The 26,055-nt window shown below is 63.7% G+C and carries 31 protein-coding genes; 17 read left to right on the plus strand and 14 right to left on the minus strand.

The window, feature by feature from the left end; genetic code table 11:
* Window positions 1-261 precede the first annotated feature (261 nt).
* Entirely contained in the window at window positions 262-966 is a 705-nt protein-coding gene (locus O7B34_RS12310) for an SOS response-associated peptidase (RefSeq protein WP_337146313.1), read from the minus strand.
* 166 nt (window positions 967-1,132) lie between these two features.
* On the opposite strand from O7B34_RS12310, the gene O7B34_RS12315 reads away from it, so the two are divergent.
* Complete coding sequence (locus O7B34_RS12315; protein ID WP_337146314.1) at window positions 1,133-1,486, plus strand: nuclear transport factor 2 family protein; 354 nt, start codon at window positions 1,133-1,135, stop codon at window positions 1,484-1,486.
* A 116-nt stretch (window positions 1,487-1,602) separates the two neighbouring features.
* Window positions 1,603-1,956: an ArsC family reductase gene (locus O7B34_RS12320; protein WP_337146315.1), complete on the plus strand. Its 354-nt coding sequence runs from the start codon at window positions 1,603-1,605 to the stop codon at window positions 1,954-1,956.
* A gap of 61 nt (window positions 1,957-2,017) precedes the next feature.
* Here the strand turns inward: O7B34_RS12320 and O7B34_RS12325 are convergent, their stop codons facing one another.
* From O7B34_RS12325 to O7B34_RS12335, 3 genes are read right to left on the minus strand one after another with little or no spacing between them, the layout of a single operon-like run.
* The gene (locus O7B34_RS12325; protein WP_337146316.1) at window positions 2,018-2,374 is read right to left on the minus strand and encodes a DUF488 domain-containing protein; all 357 of its coding nucleotides are present in this window, start codon (window positions 2,372-2,374) and stop codon (window positions 2,018-2,020) included.
* Window positions 2,375-2,388: 14 nt separating this feature from the next.
* Window positions 2,389-3,654: an aminopeptidase gene (locus tag O7B34_RS12330; RefSeq protein WP_337146317.1), complete on the minus strand. Its 1,266-nt coding sequence runs from the start codon at window positions 3,652-3,654 to the stop codon at window positions 2,389-2,391.
* Window positions 3,651-4,643, minus strand: coding sequence for a LysR substrate-binding domain-containing protein (locus O7B34_RS12335; RefSeq protein ID WP_337146318.1), 993 nt, complete (start codon window positions 4,641-4,643; stop codon window positions 3,651-3,653). Before O7B34_RS12335 ends, O7B34_RS12330 begins: the two co-directional genes overlap by 4 nt.
* 96 nt (window positions 4,644-4,739) lie before the next feature.
* Here O7B34_RS12335 and O7B34_RS12340 point away from each other — a divergent pair, with 96 nt between their 5' ends.
* From O7B34_RS12340 to sbmA, 3 genes are all read left to right on the plus strand, one after another.
* Window positions 4,740-4,964, plus strand: a complete 225-nt coding sequence (locus O7B34_RS12340) for a hypothetical protein (protein WP_337146319.1) — start codon at window positions 4,740-4,742, stop codon at window positions 4,962-4,964.
* Between the two features lie 75 nt (window positions 4,965-5,039).
* Window positions 5,040-6,200 carry a YbfB/YjiJ family MFS transporter gene (locus tag O7B34_RS12345; RefSeq protein WP_337146320.1) on the plus strand — a complete coding sequence of 387 codons (1,161 nt, stop codon included), beginning with the start codon at window positions 5,040-5,042 and terminating at the stop codon, window positions 6,198-6,200.
* Between the two features lie 114 nt (window positions 6,201-6,314).
* Window positions 6,315-7,574 carry a peptide antibiotic transporter SbmA gene (gene sbmA, locus O7B34_RS12350; protein WP_337146321.1) on the plus strand — a complete coding sequence of 420 codons (1,260 nt, stop codon included), beginning with the start codon at window positions 6,315-6,317 and terminating at the stop codon, window positions 7,572-7,574.
* A gap of 30 nt (window positions 7,575-7,604) precedes the next feature.
* On the opposite strand, the gene O7B34_RS12355 is transcribed toward sbmA, so the two are convergent.
* Complete coding sequence (locus O7B34_RS12355; RefSeq protein ID WP_337146322.1) at window positions 7,605-8,612, minus strand: polysaccharide deacetylase family protein; 1,008 nt, start codon at window positions 8,610-8,612, stop codon at window positions 7,605-7,607.
* A 192-nt stretch (window positions 8,613-8,804) separates the two neighbouring features.
* On the opposite strand from O7B34_RS12355, the gene O7B34_RS12360 reads away from it, so the two are divergent.
* Both O7B34_RS12360 and der read left to right on the plus strand, forming a co-directional pair.
* Window positions 8,805-9,470 carry a tetratricopeptide repeat protein gene (locus tag O7B34_RS12360; RefSeq protein ID WP_027142295.1) on the plus strand — a complete coding sequence of 222 codons (666 nt, stop codon included), beginning with the start codon at window positions 8,805-8,807 and terminating at the stop codon, window positions 9,468-9,470.
* On the plus strand, window positions 9,467-10,897 hold the full coding sequence (gene der, locus O7B34_RS12365) for a ribosome biogenesis GTPase Der (RefSeq protein ID WP_337141536.1): 1,431 nt from the start codon (window positions 9,467-9,469) through the stop codon (window positions 10,895-10,897). The genes O7B34_RS12360 and der overlap by 4 nt, the downstream gene beginning before the upstream one ends.
* Window positions 10,898-10,915: 18 nt before the next feature.
* Here der and O7B34_RS12370 read toward each other — a convergent pair whose 3' ends face one another.
* Complete coding sequence (locus O7B34_RS12370; protein WP_337146323.1) at window positions 10,916-11,836, minus strand: LysR substrate-binding domain-containing protein; 921 nt, start codon at window positions 11,834-11,836, stop codon at window positions 10,916-10,918.
* Window positions 11,837-11,952: 116 nt separating this feature from the next.
* Between O7B34_RS12370 and O7B34_RS12375 the strand changes: the two genes are divergently transcribed.
* The 7 genes from O7B34_RS12375 to O7B34_RS12405 all read left to right on the plus strand — a co-directional run bounded on the left by O7B34_RS12375 (window position 11,953) and on the right by O7B34_RS12405 (window position 17,519).
* Window positions 11,953-13,245 (plus strand): MFS transporter, encoded by a 1,293-nt coding sequence (locus tag O7B34_RS12375; RefSeq protein ID WP_337146324.1) that lies wholly within the window; start codon window positions 11,953-11,955, stop codon window positions 13,243-13,245.
* Window positions 13,246-13,388: 143 nt separating this feature from the next.
* The gene (locus tag O7B34_RS12380) at window positions 13,389-14,570 is read left to right on the plus strand and encodes a cell wall hydrolase (protein ID WP_337146325.1); all 1,182 of its coding nucleotides are present in this window, start codon (window positions 13,389-13,391) and stop codon (window positions 14,568-14,570) included.
* 257 nt (window positions 14,571-14,827) lie between these two features.
* Window positions 14,828-15,229: an AtpZ/AtpI family protein gene (locus O7B34_RS12385; RefSeq protein WP_140759954.1), complete on the plus strand. Its 402-nt coding sequence runs from the start codon at window positions 14,828-14,830 to the stop codon at window positions 15,227-15,229.
* 57 nt (window positions 15,230-15,286) lie between these two features.
* Window positions 15,287-16,045 carry a F0F1 ATP synthase subunit A gene (locus O7B34_RS12390; RefSeq protein WP_337146326.1) on the plus strand — a complete coding sequence of 253 codons (759 nt, stop codon included), beginning with the start codon at window positions 15,287-15,289 and terminating at the stop codon, window positions 16,043-16,045.
* Window positions 16,046-16,130: 85 nt separating this feature from the next.
* Complete coding sequence (locus tag O7B34_RS12395; protein WP_013896722.1) at window positions 16,131-16,355, plus strand: F0F1 ATP synthase subunit C; 225 nt, start codon at window positions 16,131-16,133, stop codon at window positions 16,353-16,355.
* Window positions 16,356-16,417: 62 nt separating this feature from the next.
* Window positions 16,418-17,017: a F0F1 ATP synthase subunit B gene (locus O7B34_RS12400; protein ID WP_140507881.1), complete on the plus strand. Its 600-nt coding sequence runs from the start codon at window positions 16,418-16,420 to the stop codon at window positions 17,015-17,017.
* A 10-nt stretch (window positions 17,018-17,027) separates the two neighbouring features.
* Window positions 17,028-17,519 carry a F0F1 ATP synthase subunit B gene (locus tag O7B34_RS12405; protein WP_337146327.1) on the plus strand — a complete coding sequence of 164 codons (492 nt, stop codon included), beginning with the start codon at window positions 17,028-17,030 and terminating at the stop codon, window positions 17,517-17,519.
* Window positions 17,520-17,637: 118 nt separating this feature from the next.
* Here the strand turns inward: O7B34_RS12405 and O7B34_RS12410 are convergent, their stop codons facing one another.
* Window positions 17,638-18,336 carry a ribonuclease HII gene (locus O7B34_RS12410; RefSeq protein WP_337141547.1) on the minus strand — a complete coding sequence of 233 codons (699 nt, stop codon included), beginning with the start codon at window positions 18,334-18,336 and terminating at the stop codon, window positions 17,638-17,640.
* Window positions 18,337-18,488: 152 nt separating this feature from the next.
* A complete protein-coding gene (locus O7B34_RS12415; protein ID WP_337107942.1) occupies window positions 18,489-19,643 on the minus strand; it encodes a PA0069 family radical SAM protein in 1,155 nt (384 codons plus the stop codon).
* 151 nt (window positions 19,644-19,794) lie between these two features.
* Here O7B34_RS12415 and O7B34_RS12420 point away from each other — a divergent pair, with 151 nt between their 5' ends.
* Entirely contained in the window at window positions 19,795-20,322 is a 528-nt protein-coding gene (locus O7B34_RS12420; protein WP_337146328.1) for a glycosyltransferase, read from the plus strand.
* A 31-nt stretch (window positions 20,323-20,353) separates the two neighbouring features.
* Here O7B34_RS12420 and moaB read toward each other — a convergent pair whose 3' ends face one another.
* The 6 genes from moaB to O7B34_RS12450 form a co-directional block, all read right to left on the minus strand.
* Entirely contained in the window at window positions 20,354-20,908 is a 555-nt protein-coding gene (moaB, locus tag O7B34_RS12425; RefSeq protein ID WP_337146329.1) for a molybdenum cofactor biosynthesis protein B, read from the minus strand.
* A 1-nt stretch (window position 20,909) separates the two neighbouring features.
* Window positions 20,910-21,797, minus strand: a complete 888-nt coding sequence (locus O7B34_RS12430) for a 4-(cytidine 5'-diphospho)-2-C-methyl-D-erythritol kinase (protein WP_337146330.1) — start codon at window positions 21,795-21,797, stop codon at window positions 20,910-20,912.
* A 26-nt stretch (window positions 21,798-21,823) separates the two neighbouring features.
* Window positions 21,824-22,009 carry a hypothetical protein gene (locus tag O7B34_RS12435; RefSeq protein ID WP_127277518.1) on the minus strand — a complete coding sequence of 62 codons (186 nt, stop codon included), beginning with the start codon at window positions 22,007-22,009 and terminating at the stop codon, window positions 21,824-21,826.
* An 83-nt stretch (window positions 22,010-22,092) separates the two neighbouring features.
* Entirely contained in the window at window positions 22,093-22,956 is an 864-nt protein-coding gene (locus O7B34_RS12440) for a S49 family peptidase (RefSeq protein ID WP_140507976.1), read from the minus strand.
* A gap of 77 nt (window positions 22,957-23,033) precedes the next feature.
* Complete coding sequence (locus O7B34_RS12445; protein WP_337146331.1) at window positions 23,034-23,834, minus strand: tRNA1(Val) (adenine(37)-N6)-methyltransferase; 801 nt, start codon at window positions 23,832-23,834, stop codon at window positions 23,034-23,036.
* Entirely contained in the window at window positions 23,834-24,058 is a 225-nt protein-coding gene (locus O7B34_RS12450) for a putative signal transducing protein (RefSeq protein WP_027142312.1), read from the minus strand. Before O7B34_RS12450 ends, O7B34_RS12445 begins: the two co-directional genes overlap by 1 nt.
* A gap of 189 nt (window positions 24,059-24,247) precedes the next feature.
* Here O7B34_RS12450 and O7B34_RS12455 point away from each other — a divergent pair, with 189 nt between their 5' ends.
* Both O7B34_RS12455 and O7B34_RS12460 read left to right on the plus strand, forming a co-directional pair.
* Window positions 24,248-25,264 carry a polyprenyl synthetase family protein gene (locus O7B34_RS12455; RefSeq protein WP_337146332.1) on the plus strand — a complete coding sequence of 339 codons (1,017 nt, stop codon included), beginning with the start codon at window positions 24,248-24,250 and terminating at the stop codon, window positions 25,262-25,264.
* A 107-nt stretch (window positions 25,265-25,371) separates the two neighbouring features.
* Window positions 25,372-26,040 (plus strand): GntR family transcriptional regulator, encoded by a 669-nt coding sequence (locus O7B34_RS12460; RefSeq protein WP_140507868.1) that lies wholly within the window; start codon window positions 25,372-25,374, stop codon window positions 26,038-26,040.
* Window positions 26,041-26,055 lie beyond the last annotated feature (15 nt).

Below are 26,055 nucleotides of genomic sequence, written 5' to 3' on the forward strand. Positions count from 1 at the left end.
GATGCAGGAACTGCAACATCACTCGGTACTATCTGCCGGGCGATCTAGCGAAGCTGGTCGGTGACATCCCCTTTTGGGACGTTGAACGGCACATGCGATGCGAGCGCTGCAAACTTCGCGAGCTTGACGCGGGCATCATTCTGCCAAGCGCGGCCGAACGTTTGAAAATTCGTATCAGGCGCCTTGTCGAGATTCGCATGGTTCGCCGAGTGATCTGGCGAGACGACGATTGAAGGAGCGGCTGGCAGGGTAATCCTTGGCTTAGAAAAGAGATCCTTGGACTGGCACCTGCTGCGGGAACTTGATCTGTGTGGGTGGCTTCTCAACGATGACCAACGCGTCGTCGGGAGCCGTCCGCTGCAAATGCCGGGCTTCCGTCCACGGCGCTGTCAGCCAGGTCTCCGTCTCGTCCGGTGTGGTCAGGATCACAGGCATAGCCTTCTCATGGATCGGCGCGATAAGGGCGTTCGGCTTGGTTGTCATAAAGGCGTATAGTTCAAAGTCGCCCGGCCCATCCTTGACTTTTCGAACGCCCTGCCAGCGAGTCCAGAAACCAGCGAAGAAGAATAAAGCTCGGCTTTCGCCACGGGCAAACCAGTAATTTCGCTGAATCCCTGTTTCTGGGTCCTTGTCGTTCGATGTAGGGCTGGGTTCGGCAAAGCTGGTCACTGGCACGACACACCTGTGTTCGATGCCGACATACTGTTGCCAGTGCGAATATTGCGGATTGCGAACGTTCGTGGTGCCGTAATCGGCCTTACCTTTCATACGCTCCGGCGGCGTCGGCAAACCCCAAAGCAGTTTCGCTAGCTCCCGATTCCCCTCTGGCGTGTTGCGAACAACCGGGCCGAGCTGATTGGGATAGATGTCCACTGAAGGCTCGAGATTGCCGATGACGTCGCGCAGGGTGCGTGTCCATTGGCGGACCGCCTCTTGCGTCGTGGTGATGTTGTAGAGGTTGCACATTCACCCAGCATTGCGGAATTGGCTTGCGTCTGCAACCGAAGTCGATCCGCGATAGGATGGCCAGGCACCCATCCTGACAGCGCCATGTCAGCTATCGAGCGGTCCGGCGGTGGTCGGCCAGCAGGCGGTTCCCTATTTCCAATGCGTTCGAACAGGAGGAACACAAATGACGACAGCGGAAATTGCCAAGGATTTCACCGAGCTTCTCAAGCAGGGCGACAATGACGGCGCTGCCGAGAAGTACAATGCCGACGATATCGCCAGCTACGAAGCCATGGAGGGGCCAATGGCCGTCAGCCATGGCAAGGCGGCTCTCAAGGACAAGAGCCAGTGGTGGCAAGAGAACAACGAAGTGCATGGCGGTTCGGTCGAGGGTCCCTATGTCAATGGCGACCAGTTCGCGGTGCGCTTCACGTTTGACATAACGCCCAAGGCCACGGGCCAGCGTGTCACCATGGATGAGGTCGGCCTTTACACGGTCAAGAACGGCAAGATCACCGAAGAGCGATTCTACTATTGAGCTCCCGGGCCGGAACGATCGGTTCCGGCCCACTTCGCGCCTACGATTTGCTGGCAAAGCGGGAAGGGCGGTTTTAGGCTGTGGGCGGATTCGACTGTCAGCCAGGGGACCTCGCTTTGACGATCACCATGTACGGCATCACCACCTGCGACACGATCAGGAAGGCGCGCGTCTGGCTGGAAAGCCATGACGTTGCCTATCGGTTCCACGACTATCGCGCCGAAGGGATCGAGGCAGCCAGGCTGAATGGCTGGGTCGGCAAGGTCGGTTGGGAAAAGCTGCTCAACAAGGGCAGCACGACGTTTCGCGAACTGCCGGAGGCGGACAGGCAAGGCCTCGACGAGAAGAAGGCGAAAGCGCTGATGCTGGCCAGGCCGACGATGATCAAGCGTCCGGTGCTGGAAGTCGGCGACAGTATCCTCGTCGGGTTCAAGCCGGATGTTTATGAAGGGGCGGTGGGCGGGAAGTAGAACCGATCTCACCCGCGCCGCGATCCTTTCGCGCCCCCTTTGTCCCGCCGGCGTCTCGATGTCATGCTTGGGCTCGCAAATACCCCGCCAGCGCCACGGCGTTGTTATGCGCTTCGTCATGAGCGCCATAGAGCAGCGTCACCTTGCCGTCGCCGAGCAAGGCGCGCAGTTGCGCCACCGCCTTTTCATTCCCATCCAGCTCGCCACGATACCGCTTCTGAAACTCCGCCCAGCGCGCCGGCTCATGCCCGAACCATTTGCGCAGTTCGTCGCTCGGCGCGATCTCCTTCAGCCACAGCGTCAGCGCCGCATCCTTCTTGGCGACGCCGCGCGGCCATATCCGATCCACCAGCACCCGCTGGCCATCGTCCTTCCCGGGTGCTTCGTAGACGCGCTCGACCGCGATGTCGAAGGCCATCACACCTCCGCTGGCTAGAGCCCCTGGGCCCACTCGCCCTTGCGCATCACCGGCACGCGGCTGCCATCCCTGGCGACGCCGTCAATGTCGATCTTGTCCGACCCGATCATCCAGTCGATGTGGATGAAGCTCTTGTTGCCGCCGCGCGCCGCGATTTCGTCCTGGCTGAGCGAGGCGCCGTCGACGAAGCACTTCGAATAGCATTGGCCCAGCGCGATATGGCAGGCGGCGTTTTCATCGAACAGCGTGTTGAAGAACAACAGGCCGCTGGCCGAGATCGGCGAGGAATGCGGCACCAGCGCCACCTCGCCGAGGCGGCGCGCGCCTTCGTCGGTGTCGAGCACTTTCTTCAGCACGTCCTCGCCTTTCGAAGCCTTGGCCTCGACGATCCTGCCTTCCTCGAAGCGCACCGAGATGTCGTCGATCAGCGTGCCCTGGTAGGACAGCGGCTTGGTCGAACAGACATGGCCCTCGACCCGCCTCGCATGCGGCGTGGTGAAGACCTCTTCCGTCGGGATGTTGGGGTTGCAGGTGATGCCGTTCTTGGCGGTCGAGGCGCCGCCCATCCACTCATGGCCATCCGCCAGCCCGACCGTCAGGTCGGTGCCCGGTCCGGCAAAATGCAGCGAATGGAAGTTATGCTCGTTCAGCCACTTGGTGCGCTCGGCTAACGCTGCGTTATGCGCCTTCCAGTTGCCGATCGGATCCTCGACGTCGACGCGCGAAGCGGAGAAGATGGCGTCCGCCAGCTTCGCCACCGCGACATCGTCGGGCTCGCCCGGAAATACCTGTTTTGCCCAGGCCAGATCCGGATAGGCGACGATGTTCCAGTTGATGTCGAAGCCGGTGATCTTCTCCAGCGCCGGCTGGTAGGCCATCGAATTGGCCCTGTTGGCACGCGCCACCTTCGCCGGATCCTGCGCCGACAGCAGCGACGGATCCTCGCCGCGTACGGCAAGCCTGGCCGCATTGTTGGAAAAGGCCTTCGCCATGCCTTCATAGAGCCAGCCGGCGGCGCGGTCGAAGCCGGCGTCGGCGCCAAAACGGTAGCGCGCCAGCGTCATCTCGTCATCGTTGAAGATCGGCGTCACCAGCCCCGCGCCGGCCTTGTAGGCATGCTCGACGATGCGCCTGGTCAGCGGCAGCGCCGCGATCGACGATGTCAGCACCAAATCCTGTCCGGGCTGCAATTGCAGCCCGACCTTGATTGCGACCTCCGCCAGCCTGTCGAGCTTCACCGGGTCGATCGTTGCGGAAACGCCGCGCGAATGTGTGGTCATGATCCTGCCTGTCGTAGTGGGATGTTTGATTGAACATAGACCGGTGCCGCGGTGCTTTCCACCGCGATCGCGCCGCTGGGCTCCGCGACCGACGATCCGAACTGCGCCATCGTCGCCGCGATCTCTTCCTTGATCCAGATTTTGAAGTCCCGGACCTTGCGGCTCTCGGCTTTGGTGGTGGAGGTCACCAGCCAGTAGCCGAGTCCGCTCTGGGCGCGGATTCCGAACGGTGCCACCAGCCGCCCGTCGGCCAGCGCATCGGCCGTCAGCAATTGCCAGGCCAGCATCACGCCATGGCCGGCGATTGCCGATTCCAGGCACAGCATCGGGTCGGTGAAGCGCGCACCTTTCTGGAAGGTGACGGGTTGAACGCCGGCGGCCGCGAACCAGCTTTCCCAGTTGATCATCGCCCGCTCGTCGGTGATGGCGCAGGTCTGCGCCAGGTCGCCGATCGACTTCAGTTTTCTTGCAATGCCAGGCGCGCAGACCGGGAAGACTTCCTGCGCCAAAAGCAGCTCCGCCTTTCCGCCCGGCCATTTGCCATCGCCAAGCCGGATGGCGATGTCGACGTCCGAGCGATCGAGATTGGCCAGCCGCACCGAGGCGTCGATACGCAACAGCACGTTGGGATGCCGGTCGAAGTGCCGCGACAGCCGTTGCAACAGCCATTTGGAGGCGAAGGCCGGTGCTGCCGAAACGACCAATGTGCATTGGGTCGCCTCGTCGGCCAGTGCCACGGCCTGGGCAAGCTCGCGAAATCCAGCGCCAAGGCGGGCCGCGAAGACGGCGCCGAATTCGGTCAGCACGAGACCGCTGGTCGTGCGCTCGAACAGTGCCTGGCCGAGCTGTTTTTCGGTGCGGCTGATCTGCTGGCTGACGGCGCTGACGGAAACATTGAGTTCGCCGGCGGCGCTCGCGAGCGAGCCGAGACGGGCGACGGTTTCCACGGCGCGAAGGCCGTTGAGATGAACGCGGTTGAGCATGGCCATTTGAGATTTTCTAAACCGATCCGCCCGAAATCTCAATTGAAAGAGATATCGAAACGGCGGACTTTATGGATGGAGACAGGCCCTATGGAGCCGGAAATGCTGAGGATATTGTCGTCGCTGAAGGTCCTGTTCGCCGCCACTTCTTCCGACGATACGCGCTGCGACATCGATACGCTGAGGTGGTTGACCGATCCGCTTGCGCATCCGGCGCTTGACGCTATGTCGGAGCGCGAGCTCGGTGATGTGCCGTTCCGCTTGACCGCGCGCCGGACCGAGCATGAGACCGTTTCACTGAGCGCCGGTTTCGGCGGGCGCTGCTGAGCGCGATCAGGGCACTGACCTGGCCCAACATAAGGCGGATTGTTTCACTCGCCCGCACATTTATTGTGCACTGCAATGACTTCGCCCCAATCGACAGCGCTGCGTTACGCCTTCGCCGGAATGATCGCCATGGCCGTCGCCATGGGCATCGGCCGCTTCGTCTACACGCCGATCCTGCCCGGCATGATGGAGGAACTGCATCTGTCGCCGGCCGATGCCGGCTGGATCGCCTCGGCCAACTATTTCGGCTACCTCGTCGGCGCGTTGGCGGCGGCGGGCAACTGGGCGCATGGACGCGAGCGTTTGCTGATGCTCGTCGCCCTCGGTGTCAGCGCCATGCTGGCCGCCCTGATGGGGTTGACCGACACCATGGCCGCCTTTCTCGCCATCCGTTTTCTGGCCGGTCTGGCGAGCGCCTTCGTCATGGTGTTCATGGCCAGCATCGTTTTCAGCCATATCGCCGCGGCCGGGCGCGGCGACCTGCAGGCCTGGCATTTCGGCGGCGTTGGCCTCGGCATCGCTATATCGGCGGCGATGATGGCCGTACTGGTCACGGGTCACGCCGGGTGGGCGCAGGGCTGGCTGTGGTCAGGTGCGATTTCGGCTTGCGGCTTCGTCGCCGTGGCGCTGCTGGCGAACCAGGGTCCGCTCACCAATGGCGAAGCCCTCCCTGAACCGGCGCTGCCGAAAGACCGGTCGCTGATCAAGGTGATCGTCGCCTATGGTCTGTTCGGTTTCGGCTATGTGGTGACGGCGACCTTCCTCGTCGCCATTGTCCGGCAAGGCGGCGGCAGCCGCGTCTTCGAGGCCGTGGTGTGGATGGTTGCCGGCCTTGCCGGTTTCCCTTCGGTCTGGCTGTGGCAGAAGATAGCGGCGCGGATCGGGCTCTATGCCGCCTATGCCTTGGGATGCTTCGTCGAAGTTGTCGGCGTTACCGCGAGCGTCGCCGCCGGCGGGCGCACGGGGCCGCTGCTTGGGGGCGTGCTGCTCGGCGGCACCTTCATAGCCATCACGGCACTTGGCCTGCAGGCGGCACGGCGGCAGGCCCCAGGGTCACCCCGGCGCGTCTTTGCCCTGATGACCGCCTCCTTCGGTCTTGGCCAGATCATCGGCCCGATCGCGGCCGGGCTTCTGGCCCAGGCGTCGGGCGATTTCTTCCTCGCCTCCATCGTCGCCGCGGCCGTCCTGGTCGTCTCCGGCGCCGTCACATGGTCGGCTGCGCCAAAATCGCCATGATTTGCCGTCTTGCTCCGCGCCTGAGATCGGGCAGGCATTTTCTTTCCACCTAATGTGTGACCTTATGCCCGCCGAACCCACCTGATTTGCGCATAGATCGAGGAATTCGCCACAGTGTTCGTATCCTTCTTCCCGCAGCCGAAGCTCTTCTTCTCTTCGGCCGCCATCTGGAGCCTTGCGGCGATCCTGTTCTGGTTTTTCGGCGGGGAGCAATTGGGAGGCCTTGTGGGCCTTCCGCCGGCAGCCGCCGATGCGGCGCCCATCATCGGCATCGCCGTGCTGGCTTCGAAACCGTTCATCTGGTTTTATATCTATTTCGCGCTGTGCGTGGCCATCTTCTACGCGTTCTGGAGCTGGTATTCGCCGCATCCATGGCAGCGCTGGTCGATCCTGATGACGGCGGTCATCCTGTTCTTCATCTATTTCAATGTGCAGGTCAGCGTGGCCGTCAACGCCTGGTACGGTCCGTTCTTTGACTATGTACAGGGGTTGATGTCGGGGACCGGAAAGTCGACGAACGCGGAGTTCTATATCGGATTGGCCGACTTCTCATGGTTGGCGCTGATCGGCATGAACGTGCAGGTGGTCAACGCCTTCATCGTCAGCCACTGGATCTTCCGCTGGCGCACGGCCATGAACAATTACTTTATCGAGAACTGGAGCAGGCTGCGCCATATCGAGGGCGCCTCGCAGCGTATCCAGGAAGATACGATGCGGTTCTCCCAGATCATGGAGGATCTCGGTTCCAGCTTCGTTCAGTCGATCATGACCCTGATCGCCTTCCTGCCGGTCATGATCCAGTTGCAGGCCCATATCAGCGAACTGCCGATCGTCGGCGCGATCCCGCAGCCATTGGTGGTCGCGGCACTTGCCTGGTGTCTGTTCGGCACGATCTCGGTGATGATTGCCGGCATGAAGCTTCCGGGGCTGCAATTCCGCAACCAGCGCGTCGAAGCCGCTTACCGCAAGGAACTGGTCTATGGCGAGGATCATGCGGACAGGGCGCAACCCGCCACCACCGCCGAGCTGTTCGCCAATGTCCGGCACAATTATTTCAGGCTCTATTTCCACTATATCTATTTCAACGTCGTCCGGTACACCTACCTGCAGGCCGACAATATTTTCTCGCTGTTGATCCTGGGTCCGTCGCTGGTCGCGCACAAGATAACATTCGGTGCGCTGAACCAGATCTCCAACGCCTTCGGCAAGGTGACGGGTTCGCTGCAATTCCTGCTCACCTCGTGGTCGACCATCGTCGAACTGCAGTCGGTGCACAAGCGCCTGCGCGCCTTTGAGGCGACGCTGCTGGGTGAGCCGCTGCCGGACATCGATCAGCGCTACCTGGCAAGGCAGGGCGTCGAGGATCCGGCTTGAGGATGCTCTGACGAAACACGGGTTGGCGGCTCAGCCGCCAACCGCTGCCTGCTTCTGGCCGCCACCTTGTCGCGTGACATAATCGCGAAAACTGATGCATTCGACATCGGCCTTGACGCAGACTTCGCCGGCAAAGCGTTCCAGCGCGTTCCAGTAGGCGCCGTCATTCATCAGCGTGAAGTGGAAGCCGAGTTCCAGCGGAATGCGCTTGCCCTGATATTGCGCATCGAAGGCGGTGCGAAACGCCTGATAGGTCCGGTCGGCGAACTCCCCGGCCTTGCTCGGCCGCTCGAAGCCGCCGGAATGCCTGACATAGAGATTGTAGTCCATGGCGATCACCGGCCGCGATGTCGGTCCCTCCGGGATTAGCGGTAGGGAAAAACGGGTGATGCCGCCGACGGTCGGCGGCAGGGCAGGGCCCTTTGAAACGCCGCTGGCGTCGAACTGATAGCCGGCCGCCGGCAGTGCCTCGTAAAGCGCTTTGCCTGTCGACAGATACGGTGCCCGGAAACCCACCACCGCATGCCGCGCGAGATCACGCCAGCCCTCCGGTTCGGGCGCGATGCCGTTGATCGCATAGGCGTTCTCGAGAATGTGCTCGAAGGAGCCGAACTCTTTCAGCCAGTCGGCCTTGGTCCAGTCCTTGCCGTCGAAATGGCCGCAGACGTGGCTGGCGATGTCGTGGCCCTCGTGGGCAGCGAGGCCGATCTGTTCCAGCCGCTCGGCCACTTCCTGCCTGGAGACGGCAAAGCCGATGTTGGATTTGCCCGCGCTCTTGCCCGGCGCGGTATATTGGCCGCGTGTCTCGGGCGACAGGAGGAAGACGCAGGACAGGAAATAAGTAAAATGCGCGCCGGTGCGCTGGGCCAGCGCCCTGCTGCGCTTCCACTGCGCGATGTCGCGCGCGCTGTCGAAGGAGATGATGACGACCTGCTTCGGCCTTGCCGGTGCTGGTGGCGCGGGCGGATCGGCTAGGGCCGCGCCGGCGGTGGCGAACGAGGCAAGCGAGAACGCAACAATGCGGGACAAACAAGGCATCGGCAAATTCACGGGCTCCGGGTGGTCGGCAAGCCGGCTATCGCGCAAATGTGGCGCCGGTGCGATTGGGGTTTTCGTTGGTTTGCCCCGGCAATAGCCGATTTTCCGCTCGAACCCCTTCCATGCCGACAAAATTTCGCTAAAACGCGGGCTCATGAACCGCCCCGGCCCGGGGCAGGAATGGTTTGATTGATGTCCGACGACAGTTTTATCCGCGAAGTCAATGACGAGATGCGTCGCGAACAGGCGCAGAAGCTGTGGGACCGTTTCGGCCCGGCCTTGCTTGTGATTGCCATCCTGGTGGTGCTTGGTACCGCCGCCTTCGTCGGCTATCGCTATTGGGACGAGACACGTGCCAACCGCTCCGGCGACGCCTTCTCGCAGGCGCTGAAGCTCGCCAATGACGGCAAGAACGATGACGCGCTGGCCGCGCTCGTTCAACTGGAGAAGGATGGCTACGGCGCCTATCCGCTGCTCGCCCGCATGCGCGCCGCGACCGTCAAGGCCAACAAGGGCGACGTCGATGCCGCCGTCAAGGATTTCGACGATGTCGCCGCCGACACCGCTATTCCCCAGGGTCTGCGCGACATGGCGCGGCTGAGGGCGGCGCTCCTGCTCGTCGATCACGGCTCCTTCGCCGACGTGTCGAGCCGCGTCGAGGCGCTGACATCGGACACCAACACGCTGCGCCACAGCGCGCGCGAGGCGCTCGGGCTTGCCGCCTGGAAGGAAGGCAAGACCCAGGACGCCCTGAAACTGTTCGACCAGATCGCCTCCGATGACGGCGCCCCGCGCAACACGCGAGAGCGGGCGACCTTGATGTCCGAGTTGATCCGCGGGTCGGGCAGTGCATCGTGACCTTCAAAGTCGCCATCATAGGCAGACCTAACGTCGGCAAGTCGACGCTTTTCAATCGGCTGGTGGGAAGGAAGCTGGCGCTTGTCGACGACACGCCGGGCGTTACCCGCGACCGCCGTGTCCATGCCGCCAAGCTTTACGATCTGCATTTCGATGTCATCGACACAGCGGGCTTCGAGGATGCCGGCGCTTCGACCTTGCCGGGCCGCATGCGCGCGCAGACCGAAATCGCCATCCGCGAGGCGGATCTGATCTTCTTCACCATCGACGCCAAGTCCGGCCTGTTGCCGGATGACAGGACCTTTGCCGAGATCGTGCGCAAATCCGGCAAGCCGGTCGTGCTGGTCGCCAACAAGGCCGAGGCGAAGGGCGCCCAAGGCGGCATGCTGGAAGCCTGGGAGCTCGGGCTTGGCGAGCCGATCCCGGTTTCGGCCGAGCACGGCCAGGGCATGCCCGACCTGCGCGACGCGGTGATCGAAGCGCTTGGCCAGGCGCGCGCCTTCGGTGAAGACGAGGACGGCGAAGACGAAGAAGCCGCCGCCAACGAAGTGCTGATCGGCGAGGACATCGCCGATCCGGATGCCGAGCCGGCCTATGACGACACCAAGCCGATGCGCATCGCCGTCGTTGGCCGTCCTAACGCCGGCAAGTCGACGCTGATCAATGCACTGATCGGCGAGGAGCGGCTGCTGACCGGACCGGAAGCCGGCATCACCCGCGATTCCATCTCCGTCGACTGGGACTGGCGCGGCCGCCGCATAAAACTGTTCGACACGGCCGGCATGCGCCGCAAGGCCAGGATCCATGAAAAGCTGGAAGTGATGTCGGTGCAGGATGGCTTGCGCGCCATCCGCTTCGCCGAGATCGTCATCATCGTGCTCGACGCCACCATTCCCTTCGAGAAGCAGGATCTGCAGATCGCCGACCTGATCATCCGCGAGGGCCGGGCACCGGTGATCGCCTTCAACAAATGGGACCTCATCGACAACCCGCAGGAGTTGTTGGCCGAACTGCGCGAGAAGACCGAGCGGCTGTTGCCGCAGGCGCGCGGCATCCAGGCCGTGCCGGTCTCGGCCGAGACCGGACGCGGCCTCGACAAGCTGATGGATGCGGTGCTGAAGACGCACAAGGTCTGGAACAGCCGTGTTTCGACCGGCAAGCTCAACCGCTGGCTCGAAGCCATCCTGACGCATCATCCGCCGCCCGCCGTTGCCGGGCGCCGGCTGAAGGTCAAATACGTCACCCAGGCCAAGACGCGGCCGCCGGGCTTCGTGGTCCAGTGCTCGCGGCCGGATGCGATGCCGCAAAGCTATGTCCGCTATCTCTCCAATAGCCTGCGCGAAGCCTTCGACATGCCCGGCGTGCCGATCCGCATCGCGTTGAGGACGTCCGACAACCCCTTCGCCGGCCGGGCGAAGAAGCGCTGAGGCTCGGCTCGGCAACGCTTAAGCGACTTTCAGCAGGTTCTCTTTCGTCTCGGCGCCCTCAGGCAACGCCTCGAACGCCGATTGCAGCAGGATGTCGGCCAGCCGCGCCGCGACCGGATCGAGCTCGGCATCCTTCTGATGCAGGTGCAGCGCCATCTTCGGCAGCGGCGGCAGCCCGAGCACTCCGGGCGCGAGCGCCCTGACATTCGCGGGCAGGCCGATATCGGTGCGGATCGTCAGCCCGAGGCCTGCTGCCACCGCCGCCCATATGCCGCCAAGGCTAGGGCTGGAGAACGCCATGCGCCAGGGCCGCCCGGCACGATCCAGCGTCTCGGTCGCCACGGTGCGCAGCAGGCAAGGCGCCTCGAACACAACCAGTTGCAGCGTCTCGTCAGTGCGGGGGCCTGCCTCCTTCGGTTTTGCCGGGCCGATCCAGCGCGCCTGCACGTCGGCGACATGCCGGCTGTATGGCAGCTTCGTGCCGTCATGCCAGGCGAGCGCGATGTCGAGATTGCCGGAGAGGATACGCCCGGCCAATTCGTGGCTGCGCCCGATCCGTGCTTCGATCCGAACTTTGGGATGGGCACGGGCGAAGCGCCCGAGCACTTCCGGCAACACGGCCTCGCCGAAGTCCTCCTGCAGGCCGAGCCGCACCCAGCCCTCCAGTTCGACGTCACGGATGGCCAATGCTGCCTCGTCATTGATCTCGATCAGGCGCCGCGCATAGCCGAGCATCGTCTCGCCGGCTTCGGTCAGTGACAGGCCGCGCCCCGCCTTGCGGAAGATCGGCGTATCGGCCTGCTCCTCCAGTTTCTTCAACTGTGCGCTGACGGCGGAGGTCGAGCGGCCAAGCCGCTCGGCTGCCCTGGCGAAACTTCCCAGTTCCATCCCGGTGATGAAAGTTCTCAGCACGTCAAGATCGAATGTGACACGTCGCATTGGGTCGTCCTTGTTTTCAGGATTATTAGTCAAAAACTTCCTGATTTTATGGATGAAGCTATGGCGCTACATCCATCCCGTCAAGGCCGCTCGACCGGCGTCACGGGAATGGAATCATGTCTGCCACCGTCACTCGCAACGATTGCCACCCATCCGGGCGAGGCGCTGCCGCCACCGCTGCCGGCCGGACCTTCGGGCCTAATCATCGCTGGAAGGTCCTGGGTATCGGGGTTGCCGCGAATGCCGGTTTCTCGGCCACTTTCTCGGGCATACCGGCCACGGCGGTCGTGCTTCGCCAAGGCTATCACTTGAACAATGCCGAACTCGGCCTGGCGCTCGGCCTTCTCGGGCTGGGGGTCGCGCTCAGCGAACTGCCATGGGGTCTGCTCACCGACCGCTGGGGGGATCGCCGCGTGCTTCTGATCGGGCTTGGCGCGACGGCGGCGTGGCTGCTTGCAATGGCGATGCTCGTCGTGCCGACAAGATCGGGCATTCCCGATGTCACGCTGCTGGCGGCAAGCCTACTCGTCACGGGACTGCTCGGCGGCAGTGTCAACGGTTCGAGCGGTCGCGCCATCATGGCCTGGTTCAGCGAGAATGAGCGCGGTTTTGCCATGAGCATCAGGCAGACGGCGGTGCCGCTTGGCGGCGGCCTCGGCGCGCTCGTCCTGCCTTCGCTTGCCCTGGCTTTCGGTTTTGCCGCGGTGTTCGGGCTCCTGGCGGCGGCATCCGCTCTCTCCGCCATGTTCGCCTGGCGTTGGCTGCACGAACCGCCGGCGGCGGGTGGCGGCCACGCCGTTCCGTCCGAGGTGGCCGGCCCGGCGCCATTGCGCAACACAGAGGTCTGGCGCATTTCGACCGCCATCGGCCTGCTCTGCTTTCCGCAAGTGGCGGTCCTCACTTTCGCGTCGGTGTTCCTGCACGACTTTGCCGGACTTGGCACGACGGCGATCAGCGCCAGCCTCGCCGCGGTGCAGGTCGGTGCCATGGTCATGCGCGTCTGGAGCGGCCGCTTCACCGATCGCCACGGCAACCGCCGTCAGTTCCTTCGCTTGTGCAGTGCGCTGAGCGCCTTGGCCTTCGTGATGCTCTGGGTGCTGGTTCTGGCCGTACCCGCAATGCCTGGCAGCCAATCCTTCCTGATCGCTGTCCTGCCCTTGGTGCTTGTCGTCGCCGGCATCTCGGTCTCCGCCTGGCACGGCGTTGCCTATACCGAGCTTGCCACGCTGGCCGGTGCCGGCCATGTCGGAACCGCGCTCAGCCTCGCCAACAGCTTTGTCTTCGTCGGCTTCTTCCTGGTGCCGGTAGCCATTCCGGGGCTGCTGCACCTCTGGTCCTGGCCCGGCGTCTGGCTGTCGGCCGCGGTTTGCGCGCTGATCGCCTGGCCGATCTTCCTGCGGCGGGCCTGAGTTCCCGCCGCAAAACCGCCGGACTTCGAAGCCACGACCTTGAGCCGACCGGGAAAACCCGACCGATCCCGTTAACGTCCCATCAAGGTTAATGCATCATTTTGCTCTCCAGTGGGGTCAGTTGCGTTCCTGGAGAGAGTTCCGTGCATCGACGTGTGTTGAAGCGGCTGATGGCCGCCGCCGGTGAGAAACGCAGCCTTGTGTCTCCGTTCATCATCGGTCTCGGTATCTGGATCGGCTTTCCGACCGTCGTCGCCTACCAGGACATGACCAGCCTCGTTTCCGGCCTCGAATCGCCGACCGCGCGCTGGAACTCCTATGTCGAGAAATCCGTCGCCGGTTCGGTCCACGCGGCCGAGATGCCGTTCGTCGAGTCCGACATCACCGGCTCGATCTCGGGTTCCGGCGTTCGCCTTCCCGGCATCGGCTCCGTTTCGTTCCGCGGCAAGGGCGGCAAAGTCAGCGGGACGCCCGACGAGGATCGCGTCGTGCGCGCCGACAAGAAGGGCCGCATCGTCCAGGTCTCTCCCGTAGCGCCGCCGAAGAACTTCAATGCCGGCTCGATCTTCCAGCGGACCTCCTCGCTGATGCGGCCGAGCATGGACAGCGACCTGAAAATGGCATTCGCCAAGCCTCAGATCAAAGGCAAGGAAATCCAGATCGCCGCCGCATTCCACGCGCGTGAGGACAGGAAGCCGGAACCCGGCGTGCCGGCCATGCTTGCAGCCCTCGTCAACAACGACCATCCCGATGTGCTGGCGACCGCCTATGCGCAATCCGCGCCGGACTATGCCAAGGCCTCGCCCTTTGAAGCCCTGCTTCAGGACGAGCAGCCCAACAGCGGCCGCTTCATTCCGCCGATGGCCAAGGGCGATCACGCCTGGATCCAGAATCCGCTTCCTGCCGGCGTCTTTTCCAAGCCGGAGCAGAAATGCCTGGCCAACGGCATCTATTTCGAGGCACGCGGCGAAGCAGTGCGCGGCCAGGCCGCCGTTGCCCAGGTGATCCTCAACCGGGTCCGCAATCCCGCCTATCCCAATTCGATCTGCGGCGTCGTCTACCAGAACGACAGCTGGTTCAACCGCTGTCAGTTTTCATTCGCTTGCGACGGCAGGAAGAAGCGCATCGACAATCCTGTCGCCTACCAGACCGCGCAGGACATCGGCATGGCCGTCACCGCCGGCAAGATCTTCATTCCGGAAGTAGGATCGTCCACCCACTACTATGCCAACTATGTCCATCCCGGCTGGGCGCACACAATGCAGAAGATGACCAAGATCGGCCTGCATATCTTTTACCGGACCTATGGTGGCGGCTGGAGTTGAGCGGCCCGCCGCCCGCCGCTCTTTTCGCGCGGTCGCACGGTCGATCGGAGAGCCATTGTCTGGGGGATTCGCGCGGCGCATCCCCCTGATCGCCGCGGGCACGATGTCGCACCTCGCTAGTACATTGATTTCATTGTCTAAAATACACAGCTCGGAAGTTCCGTCCGTGGCTTGACGGGCGCAAACCCTCTAACTATGTTGCCGGCGACTTTAGAAGCGGACGGACGGTGACGGTCTGCCCGGGCAGGGGGGTTGCGATGGCCGAAAAAAAGGGGCCAGACGGAACCGGAGAAACCGGCCGCGGCAAAGAGCATGACCCCGAAATCCGCGACGACGATCTTGAGCGACGTCGGCGTGAACTTGGAGCATCGCTTGCGACCAGGCTGCCGAACCGGCTCGAGGGGAAAGACGACGCGAAACCAGTGACCGGATACGGTCAGGCGATCAAACTATCCAGCGAGTTTATCGCAGGGGTGGTGGTGGGCGCCGGCATCGGCTGGATCATCGATCGTATGGCGGGGACATCGCCGTGGGGTCTGATCGTTTTCCTGCTGCTTGGTTTTGGCGCCGGCGTGCTCAATGTCATGCGTTCGGCTGGCGTTGTGGCGGAATTCGGACAAGGTGCCAAGCCGCGCCGTGACCGGGATGACAGCAAATGACCGCCCTTCAGGCGGCAATGGTAATTTAGCCGTACGCGGCATTGACGGGGTTTGAACGTGGCAGCTGACAAGGTCGATCCGATCCACCAGTTCCATATCAACAAGCTGATACCGATCGAGATCGGCGGCTATGACCTGTCTTTCACCAATTCCGCCCTGTTCATGGTCGCCACCGTGGTCGTTGCCGCGGCGTTCCTGTTCCTGACGACGTCGAGCCGCAGCCTGGTTCCAGGCCGACTGCAGTCGGTCTCCGAAATGGCTTACGAATTCGTCGGCAACATGCTGCGCGACGCCGCCGGCACGCAGGGCATGAAGTTCTTCCCCTTCGTGTTCTCGCTGTTCATGTTCGTGCTGGTCGCCAATCTGCTCGGCCTGTTTCCCTATTTCTTCACTGTCACAAGCCACGTCATCGTCACCTTCGGCCTCGCGGCCCTGGTGATCGGAACCGTGGTGGTTTACGGCTTCATGAAGCATGGTCTTGGCTTCCTCAAGCTGTTCGTGCCGCATGGCGTGCCGGTGTTCCTGCTGCCGCTGGTGGTGCTGATCGAGGTCATCTCCTTCGTGTCGCGCCCGGTCAGCCTCTCTGTTCGTCTGTTCGCCAACATGCTTGCCGGCCACATCACGCTCAAAGTGTTCTCTGGGTTCGTCGTCAGCCTCTCCGCGCTGGGCGCGGTCGGTGTGGCGGGTTCGATCCTGCCGTTGGCGATGGCGGTGGCGCTGACGGCGCTTGAACTGCTGGTCGCTTTCTTGCAGGCCTACGTCTTTGCCGTGTTGACCTGCATGTATCTCAACGACGCCCTGCATCCCGGGCACTGAGGCCAAGAGTTCCGGCCCAAGAGTTTCCAACATTGGTGCCGGATGAAATCGCAACGGAATTTTCAGATCCAAAGGAGTTGAACAAATGGACGCAGAAGCAGCAAAGTACATCGGCGCCGGCATCGCTTGCCTGGGCATGGGTGGCGCGGGCATTGGCCTGGGCAACATCTTCGGCAGCTACCTCTCGGGCGCGCTGCGCAACCCGTCGGCTGCCGACGGCCAGTTCGGCCGCCTGATTTTCGGTTTCGCCGTGACCGAAGCTCTGGGCATCTTCTCGCTTCTCATCGCGCTGCTGGCCCTGTTCGGCTGAGTACTGAGAAGATTGGACAGGCCGGCCGCGCTAGCGGCGGGCCTGATATCTGGGGATAGTCCATGTTCGTGACATCTGCCTTCGCGCAAGAGTCCGCGCCATCAGCCGACACCAGCCACGCTGCGACCGGAGGCGACACGCATTCCGGCACCAGCGTGCCTGCCGAAGCGCACGGCACGTTTCCGCCATTCAATCCGGAGACGTTTCCGTCGCAGCTTCTGTGGCTGGCGATCACGTTCGGGCTGTTCTACCTCTTCCTGAAGCGGGTCGTGATGCCGCGCGTCGGGGGCATCATCGACGTCCGCAACGACCGCATCAGCCAGGATCTCGACCAGGCAGCCAAGTTGAAGGGCGAGGCGGACGCCGCCGTTGCCGCTTACGAGCAGGAACTGGCTGAAGCCAAGAAGAACGCCAACTCGATCGGCCAGCAGGCCAACGATGCGGCCAAGGCGGAAGCCGAGACCGCGCGCAAGAAGATCGAGGCCGCGCTCGACGCCAAGCTTGGCGAGGCCGAGGCACGCATTGCTTCCATCAAGGCCAACGCCATGAAGGAAGTCGGCAGCATCGCCGAGGACACAGCTTCGGCGATCGTCGAGGCACTGGTTGGCGGCAAGACCAGCAAGGCCGAGATCGCGGCCGCGGTCAAATCCGTGGCCCGGTGAGGAGCGCATCATGGACGCTACATCTCTCGCAACGCTCTGGGCCACGATTGCCCTGATCATCTTCCTGGCCATCGCCGTGTATATCAAGGTGCCCGGCATGATCGCCAAGGCGCTCGACGCCCGCGCCGCCAGGATCAGCAGTGAACTCGACGAGGCACGCAAGCTGCGCGAAGAAGCCCAGCAACTGCTCGGTCAGTACAAGAAGAAGCGCAAGGAAGCCGAGCAGGAAGCTGCCGACATTGTCGCGGCCGCCAAGCGCGAGGCAGATCTGCTGGCCGCCGATGCCCACAAGAAGACCGAGGATTACGTTGCCAGGCGCACCGCGCTTGCCGAGCAGAAGATCGGCCAGGCCGAACGCGAAGCGATCGGCGAAGTGCGCGCCAGCGCCGTCGACATCGCTGTCGAGGCGGCACGCGCATTGCTCGCCGCCAAGGTCGACTCCAAGGCCGGAGCCGACCTGTTCAGGTCCGCGCTGCAGGATGTGAAGGCAAAGCTGAACTAAGCTGACAGCATCAAGCAAATCAAAGCCGCCCGGGCAACCTGGCGGCTTTTTTGTGCGGTGCGTCAACGCTGCCAATCTCCGCTCGTGGGGGAGATCGGCAATCACCACTGCCGTCGCCTTACTCCAGCCCGGCGAAGCTTTCTTCTTCTTCCGTCACCTCGGCGCCGCCCAACCGGAACGGCGCAAACGAGATGCGGTGCAGCCGAGCGACGGGGCCATGCGCCTCGATCGCCGTACGGTGCCGGACCGTGGCGTAGCCCATATGGACTTCGAAGCCGTAGCGGTCGTGATGATTGCCGCAGCCGCACATCATGCGGTCGCGCATGACCTTGGCCACGATCGAGGCTGCGGCGATCGATTGCGAGCGCTGGTCGCCCTTGATCAGCGCGCGTCCTTCGCAGGGCAGTCCCGGCGGCACGTCGCGCCCATCCGCCAGCGCGAGCTTTGCCTGGATGGGCAGCCCGACCAGTGCGCGGCGCATCGCTTCGAGGCTCGCCTTGAGGATGTTGCTGCCATCGATGCCCTCGGCGCTGACCGACGCCATCGAGACGCCGAGCGCGGAGCCGATGATGCGCAGAAACAGCGCTTCGCGCTGCAAGTGGCTAAGCCGCTTGGAATCGTCGAGCCCTTCGGGAATGTTGGCGGGGTCGAGTACCACTGCCGCCGCGACCACCGGCCCGGCCAACGGGCCACGGCCGGCTTCGTCCATCCCCGCGACCGGCCACAGGCCATCGGCCATCGCCTTCGTCTCGAAGGAGAAATCGGGTTTCTCGACGATTTCGAAGAGAGGCGGAGAATCAGAACGCGCGCGAGCCATGTTGCGGCGAGGTTCGCATCGGCTCTGATTCTCCGCAAGTCCCTCCGGGTCGGGTGGGGCGCCGGACCGGGAGGGCACCGTCTGCAGGCCGGGGCAGGCCGGACGGGATCTTTTTGCAGGGCGGCAATGAACAGCCGCGGTGTCTTTCGGCTTCAGAGCAGCATCAACTGCTCCTGGTCCTTACCGGCCGCGACGAACTGGTCGGTCCGCAGCGTGCGCCGTTCAGCATTGAGGCCGAGCCGCTTGGCGGTGATCTCGAAGCGCCGGCCGATCTGCCAGGCATAAGGTCCGGCGCCCTTCATGCGCTTGCCCCACTCCGAATCGTAGTCCTTGCCGTCGCGCATCGAACGGATCAGCGACATCACGTGGCGATAGCGGTCGGGATAGTGGCGCAGCAGCCAGTCCTTGAAGATCGGGCTGACCTCCAGCGGCAGGCGCAGCACCACATAGCCGGCCTCGCGCGCACCGGCATGGTGTGCCGAGTCGAGGATGCGTTCCATCTCCTGGTCGGTCAGGCCCGGAATGATCGGCGCCACCATCACCGAAGCCGGGATACCGGCTTCCGAAAGCTGCCTGATCGCTTCCAGCCGCTTGGTCGGCGTCGATGCGCGGGGCTCCATCGTCCTGGCCAGCATGCGGTCAAGCGTCGTCACCGACAGCGCCACCTTGGCGAGCCCGCGCTCGGCCATGCGCGACAGAATGTCGATGTCGCGCACCACCAGGGCTGACTTGGTGACGATGCCGACCGGATGACCGCGTGCCTCCAGCACTTCGAGGATTTCGCGCATGATCCGGTACTGCTTCTCGATTGGCTGGTAGGGATCGGTGTTGGTGCCGATGGCGATGGTGCGCGGCTGGTAGCCATCCTTCGACAACTCCTTGTCGAGCAGGCGTGCCGCATCCGGCTTGGCGAACAGCTTGGATTCGAAATCCAGGCCCGGCGACAGGCCCATGAACGAGTGCGTCGGCCGCGCGAAGCAATATACGCAACCGTGCTCGCAACCGCGATAGGGATTGATCGACCGGTCGAAAGAGATGTCGGGCGATTCGTTGCGGGTGATGATGGTGCGCGGCTTCTCCACCTGCACCTCGGTCTTGAACGGGGGCAACTCCTCCAGCGAACTCCACCCATCGTCGAAGACATGCCGGCTGACAGGTTCGAACCGGCCGGACGGATTGATGCCCGCCGATCGGCCACGGTTGCGGTCCGGACGGACCCGCATGCCACTCTGCTCGATCATCGCGTTGGCCATCTCGGCTCGTCCTGCTCCGAAGGCCGCAATATCGGCGCGCATGATCGGTTCCATCTTCGCCCGCTCCCAGGGACTGTCCATGTTGTGTCGAATCGCTCTGCTCATGAAATTATTCCTATTTTATTGATGAGAACAAAGCAAGAACTTTTCTACGGCGCGATGCAAAAACTGGCGTCGGTCAGTGGTTTCCGCTATTCGGCTCACGATGCTCAGTGTTCTCATCGAAACGCATAATGACGAGGAGGGTCTCGCCCGCACGTTGGCGACGCTGATTGGCGGCGCGGTCGAGGGCGTGGTGCGAGAGGTCGTCGTCTGCGACAACGGCTCCACCGACCACACGCATAGTGTCGCTGAGCATGCTGGCTGCCACTATGTGGGGAGCGGCGGCATCGCCGCCGGCATCCGCCAGGCCAAGGGTGACTGGCTGCTGTTTCTCGAACCGGGTGCGAGGCTGGTAGAGGGCTGGATCGACGCGGTCGTCGCCCATACGGCCAGGCAGACCATGGCCGCCCGGTTCTCCCGGGCGCGGGGCAGCCGTACGCCGTTCCTGGCCCGGGTCTTTTCCGCAAACCGTGCTCTCGCCGACGGACTGGTGATCAGCAAGCGGCAGGCGGCACCTCTGTCCAAAAAAGCCGGCACCGCCGAGGCGTTGGCGCGCGGCTTGGCGACAAAGAAGCTCGACGCCGAGATCTGGGTGGCGCCACCGAGGCAGGCGCAGCGCTCTCCGAGGTGATTTTTGCAGCTGCTCTGCGCGGCGTTGCTTTTTAAGGGGCCGATTTGCCGCGCCGCAGATGTTCGTCCAGGCGCGGCATGATCTCGACGAAGTTGCAGGGCATGTGCCGGTAGTCGAGCTGTGCCTTGAGGATGCCGTCCCAGGCATCCTTGCAGGCGCCGGGCGAGCCCGGCAGCACGAAGACGAAAGTGGCGTTGACGACGCCGCCGGTCGCCCGGCTCTGGATCGTCGAGGTGCCGATCTTGTCGTAGGAGATGCGGTGGAAAACTTCCGAAAAGCCATCCATGCGCTTTTCGAAAATCGGCTCCAGCGCCTCGGGCGTCACATCCCGGCCGGTGAAACCGGTTCCGCCGGTGGTGATCACGACGTCGATGGCCTTGTCCCGCGACCACGCCAGAACGGTGTCACGGATTTTTTCGCGGTCGTCGGTGACGATATCCCTGCCGGCCAGGATGTGGCCGGCCTCGGTGATGCGATCGGCCAGCGTCTGGCCGGATTTGTCGTTGGCGAGGTTGCGTGTGTCGGAAACCGTCAGCACCGCGATGCGCACCGGAATGAAGGCACGGCTCTCGTCAATCCTGGCCATCTCACTCAGCCTCCGATGCAATGCTGCGTGTTGCCGCGACGAACCAGTCGGGCTGGCGGCTGCGGATCTCGGCCGCCGCGCGCTTGGCGACATTGCCGGTCTCGAACAGGCCGAAGCATGTCGCGCCCGATCCGGACATTCGTGAAAAACCCGATCCGGCCTTATCAAGCCATGAAAGCGCCCTGCCTATGGCGGGCCGCATCGCAAGGGCCGCAGGTTCGAGATCGTTGCGGGTGATCTCCAGCCAGTTGCGCAGGCTGTGAAACTCGATGCTGCGCGGCAGCGGCGGCAGTGGCTCATTGTCGCGCCGGGACAGTGCTGCGAAGATTTCCGCCGTCGAGACCGGCGTGCCCGGATTGACCAGCACCAGACCCAGCGCCGAAAAATCCGGCACCATCGACAGCTCCTCACCGATGCCGCGCGCCACCAGCGGCTTTGCCGCCAGGCACATCGGCACATCGGCGCCAAGCGAGAGACCGATCCGCGCCAGCTCGGCGCTATCGATGTCCAGCCCCCAGCTGTCGGCCAGCCCGCGCAGCACGGCCGCCGCGTCGCTCGACCCTCCGCCCACGCCGGACGCGACTGGAAGGTTCTTTTCGAGCCTGATGATCACGGGCGGCGTGCTCCGAAGACCAGCGGCCTGCCGTAACGCGTCGCGTGCCTTGAGCACCAGATTGCCGCCATCGGGCGGAACGTCCGGCGCGTAGCGGCCGGATACGGTGAAATCGTCGCCTTCAGCCGGCGCGATCTCTATCCTGTCGCCAAAGCGCGTGAACACAGCCAGGCTTTCGATGAGATGATAGCCGTCGGGGCGCCTGCCGGTGACGTGCAGGGCAAGGTTTATCTTGGCCGGTGCTGCCCATGTCCGGACATGCGGACCGGACTCCACAGTCTCGATTGCGAGTGAAATGAGGGTCAGTCCTTGGCCAGCCGGTATTCGCCGGTCTTCGGATCCTTGACCAGCGTTCCCATCGCGCCGTTGGCCGCCTGCTTTTCGGTCCGCCGTACCTTGGCCGTCACGCGCTCAGCCTCGCGCAGGAAGGTGCGGTAGCCGAAATAGGCGGCAACGCCGACGACGGCAAAGAAAATGAGTTGCGGCATGTCAAAACTCCTACCACGCTGGGCCGGTAAGGGCGGCCGGTCGGGTCTTTCGGGCAACCATGCTAGACGCTTTCATGGCTTTTTCAAAGCCCGAAGCGCGCCCACAATGCGCGCTCTTCCGCCGCATCAATGACGCCGCTGGCCGCTGCCGCGGCGATATCGGGCGCTGAAAAGCCCTTGCTCGAGCCGAACAGGCCGAAGCGGCCGAACAGACCGCGCGGCGCCGTTATCAGCTTGAGCTGGGTCTTCGGCCCGAAGCGGGTCTTCAGTACCGTGCGCATGTCGCCGAGCGCATCGACGAGGCCGAGTTCCAGGCCTCTCTTGCCGGTCCAGAACAGTCCGGTGAACAGCTCCGGATCGTCCGCCAGCTTCGTGCCGCGCCGCTCCTTGACCAGATCGATGAAGGTCTCGTGTACTTCGAGCTGCAGCACCTTCAGCCGCTCGACGTCTTCCTTTTTCTCGGGCTTGAACGGATCGAGCACTGCCTTGTTCTGGCCGGCGGTGTGGACACGGCGCTCGATGCCGATCTTCTTCATCAGTTCCGGGAAACCGAACGAGGCCGATACCACGCCGATCGATCCGACGATGGAGGAGGGGTCGGCGAAGACCTCGTCGCCGGCGACAGCGATCATGTAGCCGCCAGACGCCGCGACATCCTCGACGAAGACAAGCACCTTTTTGTTCTTCTCGACCGCAAGGTCACGAATTCGCTTGAAGATCAGCCGCGACTGCACCGGGGAGCCGCCGGGGGAGTTGATCGAGATCGCGACCGCCGGCGCATCGAAGGAAAACGCCTTTTCGATCAGTCCGGCGGTGGAGGCAAGCGACAGGCTCGGCCGGAACGGACCGCCGCCGGCCATGATGGTACCGTGCAGCCGGATGACCGGAATGGTGTCGACGGTGGAGCGCCAGGACTTCGGCAGCAGACGGTTGAAAAGGCGTTTCACGATGAAGTGGTCTCCGGCGATGGTTGCAGGCATGTAGGGATTTCCCGGCCAACGGCAATGTTCAGGCCGCCAACAGCTCAGTCTCCGAACAGCGAGGCGAGCCCGTTGGTTATCATTTCGCTGCGCTCGTCGGGGCCGTTGCCCGATCGCGCGTGAAGCATCAGGGGCGGACGGATGGCGAGCTTTCCCCGCGCCCCAAGCGCCGCCCGCACGATAATGCGGATTGCCGCCGCGTCGGGGCGAGGGTGCACGGCGAGCATCTCGGCTTCGCCGAAGCGGCCTGAAATCGCGTCGAGAATGGAGCCGAGCTGTTCGGGCCGGGCGATCACGGCAAGCCCGCCGTGCGGCCTGACAACCGCTGCCGCACTGCGGATCCAGTTTTCGAACAGGCCATCCTCCATGACATGGGCCTCTTTTCGCAGGCGGTCCGATGTGGCGCGGTCCCGTGCGGCGTTGAAAGGCGGGTTCATGATGACGAAGTCGAAATCATTGTCAGCAAGGCCGGCGGCGGCCCGGGCCCGGCCCGAAACGGTGACATCGGCGACAAGCACGGCCGCGCGATCGCTGAGATGCGCATTGCCGGGATGGGTAAGCGTGGCCGCCGCGAAGGCAGCCATCTCAGGCGCGCGTTCGACCAGCACGGCCTGGGCGTCCGGACAGCGCGACAGCACTGCCAGACCGGCAGCACCGGCGCCGGCCCCGAAATCGGCGAGCCGCCCGCCAAACGAGGATGGCACCGATGCGGCCAGCATCATCGCATCCATCCCGGCGCGATGGCCGCCATGCTTGGGCTGCACGAGCCAGAACCGGCCGCGGTGGAAGGCATCGACCGTATGGGCCGGCATATCCGTGTCAAGGGTGGCTGGCGCGGCGGACATTATTTCTGGCGGATTTCGTTGGCGATGCCGGCGTCGGTCAGGATGCGTCGCGCTGCGTCGGCCTGGTCGGCGTCGACCATGACGCGCCGCGGCAGGATGCCGAGCGAGCCGTCGAGCACGCTCATATTCTGGTCGGCGACGAAGCAGCCGATGCCGGCGTCGCGCATCAGCGATTCGACAAACGAGATGATGACGGCGTCGTTGGTGCGGATTAGCTCTATCATCGCAAGAAACTCGCAGGTTGCAGCATGCATGTAAACGTGCGGCCGCACTCCCGCATTTGCCGACGTTGACAGGCTGTCGTCGCCGCCGCGCCAATTCGCCACTTGCCGTGGCCGTGCCCGCCGCCCTAGAGTCCGTGCCGGGACTAAGGGTGCCGTCGCACGCGTTATACCAAGACGGGAGTGATTGTCGTGGGTGTCGTTCTCAACATCGAAAACGGGAAGCGGGAGCCCGCCTCCATCAAGGATTTGATCGATCTGACGGCGGCCGATATGGGGCGCGTCAACAAACTAATCCTGTCCAAGGCCGGCTCCAACGTCGAGATGATTCCCGAAGTCGCCAACCATCTGATCTCGTCCGGCGGCAAGCGGCTCAGGCCAATGCTGACGCTGGCTGCGGCGCAGATGTTCGGCTATGCCGGCGAGGGCCACGTCAAGCTCGCCACTTCGGTCGAGTTCATGCATACGGCCACGCTTCTGCATGATGACGTTGTCGATGAAAGCGGCATGCGGCGCGGCAAGAAGACCGCCCGCATGATCTGGGGCAACCAGGCCAGTGTGCTGGTTGGTGACTTCCTGCTCGGCCAGGCCTTCCGCATGATGGTCGATGTCGGCTCGCTCGAAGCGCTCGACATCCTGTCGAGCGCCGCCTCGATCATCGCCGAGGGCGAGGTCATGCAGCTTGCCGCCGCCAAGAACCTCGAAACCACCGAGGACGAGCACTTCGCCGTCATCAAGGCGAAGACCGCAGCGCTGTTTTCGGCCGCCGCCGAGGTTGGCCCGGTTATCGCCCAGGCGACCCGCAACGATCGCGCTGCGCTGCGCTCCTACGGCATGAATCTCGGTCTTGCCTTCCAGCTCATCGACGATGCGCTGGACTATGGCGGCACCAGCAAGGATCTTGGCAAGAATGTCGGCGACGATTTCCGCGAGGGCAAGGTGACCTTGCCGGTCATCCTCGCCTACCGGCGCGGCAGCAAGGCCGAACGCACCTTCTGGAAGCGTGCCATCGAAGACAATGTGGTCGACGACGCCGGGCTGGAAAAGGCGATCGGCCTGATGACCCGCCATGGCGCCATTGCCGACACGATCGGGCGCGCCCGCCATTTCGGCGAGATCGCCCGCGACGCGCTGGCGCCTCTGGAAGAGACGCCGCAGAAATCGGCGCTGATCGACGTCATCGATTTCTGCATCAGCCGGGTGAACTGAGGCGACCGGCTTTCGCTGGGCTTCCCGGGCTGCGCCAGCGGAAAGACGCCTGTGAATTCGACCCTGCCGTCTCGACAAGCCGCCTTGCCGCAAATTATCTATAAATCATGGCAAAGGGCACGGACGACACCATAGCGGTGCGCATCAGCAAGGTATTGGCGGATCGCATCATTTCCGGCGCGATCGAGCCGGGGGCGAGGCTGCGGCAGGATCATGTCGCCGAGGAATTCAACACCAGCCATGTTCCCGTGCGCGAGGCCTTCCGCCGCCTCGAGGCGCAGGGGCTCGCCGTCAGCGAGCCGCGCCGTGGCGTGCGCGTGGCGGCCTTCGATCTGGGTGAGGTCAAGGAGGTCGCCGAAATGCGGGCGGCGCTCGAAGTGCTGGCACTGCGCCACGCCGCGCCGCATCTGACCTCGGCCATTCTCGACCAGGCCGAGGAGGCGACCAAGGCCGGCGACAAATCCCGCGATGTCAGGTCGTGGGAGGAGGCCAATCGCGCCTTTCACCGGCTGATCCTGGCGCCATGCGGCATGCCGCGCCTGCTTGCCACCATCGACGACCTGCACGCGGCAAGCGCGCGCTTCCTGTTCGCGGCATGGCGCTCGGAGTGGGAGACGCGCACCGATCAGGACCACCGGGCGATCCTCAGCGCCTTGCGGCAGGGAAATACCGAATCGGCCGCGGCAACACTGGGACGGCATGTCCAATGGATTGGCCGCAAGCCGGTCAGAACAGCGTCCGGCGCCACGCGCGAAGCCTTCGCGATCGTGGGTTAAACGCCCTTTTCCCAA

This window comes from Mesorhizobium sp. Cs1299R1N3 (assembly GCF_037179625.1).
In the GTDB taxonomy this organism is placed as follows: Bacteria; Pseudomonadota; Alphaproteobacteria; order Rhizobiales; family Rhizobiaceae; genus Mesorhizobium; species Mesorhizobium salmacidum.

What these genes read in the sequence shown, in the direction of transcription:
- O7B34_RS12310 (WP_337146313.1), bottom strand. Translation starts at nt 966, where the DNA reads ATGTGCAACCTCTACAACATCACCACGACGCAAGAGGCGGTCCGCCAA.
- O7B34_RS12315 (WP_337146314.1), top strand. Translation starts at nt 1,133, where the DNA reads ATGACGACAGCGGAAATTGCCAAGGATTTCACCGAGCTTCTCAAGCAG.
- O7B34_RS12325 (WP_337146316.1), bottom strand. Translation starts at nt 2,374, where the DNA reads ATGGCCTTCGACATCGCGGTCGAGCGCGTCTACGAAGCACCCGGGAAG.
- O7B34_RS12330 (WP_337146317.1), bottom strand. Translation starts at nt 3,654, where the DNA reads ATGACCACACATTCGCGCGGCGTTTCCGCAACGATCGACCCGGTGAAG.
- O7B34_RS12335 (WP_337146318.1), bottom strand. Translation starts at nt 4,643, where the DNA reads ATGGCCATGCTCAACCGCGTTCATCTCAACGGCCTTCGCGCCGTGGAA.
- O7B34_RS12340 (WP_337146319.1), top strand. Translation starts at nt 4,740, where the DNA reads ATGCTGAGGATATTGTCGTCGCTGAAGGTCCTGTTCGCCGCCACTTCT.
- O7B34_RS12345 (WP_337146320.1), top strand. Translation starts at nt 5,040, where the DNA reads ATGACTTCGCCCCAATCGACAGCGCTGCGTTACGCCTTCGCCGGAATG.
- O7B34_RS12355 (WP_337146322.1), bottom strand. Translation starts at nt 8,612, where the DNA reads ATGCCTTGTTTGTCCCGCATTGTTGCGTTCTCGCTTGCCTCGTTCGCC.
- O7B34_RS12360 (WP_027142295.1), top strand. Translation starts at nt 8,805, where the DNA reads ATGTCCGACGACAGTTTTATCCGCGAAGTCAATGACGAGATGCGTCGC.
- O7B34_RS12370 (WP_337146323.1), bottom strand. Translation starts at nt 11,836, where the DNA reads ATGCGACGTGTCACATTCGATCTTGACGTGCTGAGAACTTTCATCACC.
- O7B34_RS12375 (WP_337146324.1), top strand. Translation starts at nt 11,953, where the DNA reads ATGTCTGCCACCGTCACTCGCAACGATTGCCACCCATCCGGGCGAGGC.
- O7B34_RS12385 (WP_140759954.1), top strand. Translation starts at nt 14,828, where the DNA reads ATGGCCGAAAAAAAGGGGCCAGACGGAACCGGAGAAACCGGCCGCGGC.
- O7B34_RS12395 (WP_013896722.1), top strand. Translation starts at nt 16,131, where the DNA reads ATGGACGCAGAAGCAGCAAAGTACATCGGCGCCGGCATCGCTTGCCTG.
- O7B34_RS12400 (WP_140507881.1), top strand. Translation starts at nt 16,418, where the DNA reads ATGTTCGTGACATCTGCCTTCGCGCAAGAGTCCGCGCCATCAGCCGAC.
- O7B34_RS12405 (WP_337146327.1), top strand. Translation starts at nt 17,028, where the DNA reads ATGGACGCTACATCTCTCGCAACGCTCTGGGCCACGATTGCCCTGATC.
- O7B34_RS12410 (WP_337141547.1), bottom strand. Translation starts at nt 18,336, where the DNA reads ATGGCTCGCGCGCGTTCTGATTCTCCGCCTCTCTTCGAAATCGTCGAG.
- O7B34_RS12415 (WP_337107942.1), bottom strand. Translation starts at nt 19,643, where the DNA reads ATGGAACCGATCATGCGCGCCGATATTGCGGCCTTCGGAGCAGGACGA.
- O7B34_RS12420 (WP_337146328.1), top strand. Translation starts at nt 19,795, where the DNA reads ATGCTCAGTGTTCTCATCGAAACGCATAATGACGAGGAGGGTCTCGCC.
- moaB (WP_337146329.1), bottom strand. Translation starts at nt 20,908, where the DNA reads ATGGCCAGGATTGACGAGAGCCGTGCCTTCATTCCGGTGCGCATCGCG.
- O7B34_RS12435 (WP_127277518.1), bottom strand. Translation starts at nt 22,009, where the DNA reads ATGCCGCAACTCATTTTCTTTGCCGTCGTCGGCGTTGCCGCCTATTTC.
- O7B34_RS12445 (WP_337146331.1), bottom strand. Translation starts at nt 23,834, where the DNA reads ATGTCCGCCGCGCCAGCCACCCTTGACACGGATATGCCGGCCCATACG.
- O7B34_RS12450 (WP_027142312.1), bottom strand. Translation starts at nt 24,058, where the DNA reads ATGATAGAGCTAATCCGCACCAACGACGCCGTCATCATCTCGTTTGTC.
- O7B34_RS12460 (WP_140507868.1), top strand. Translation starts at nt 25,372, where the DNA reads ATGGCAAAGGGCACGGACGACACCATAGCGGTGCGCATCAGCAAGGTA.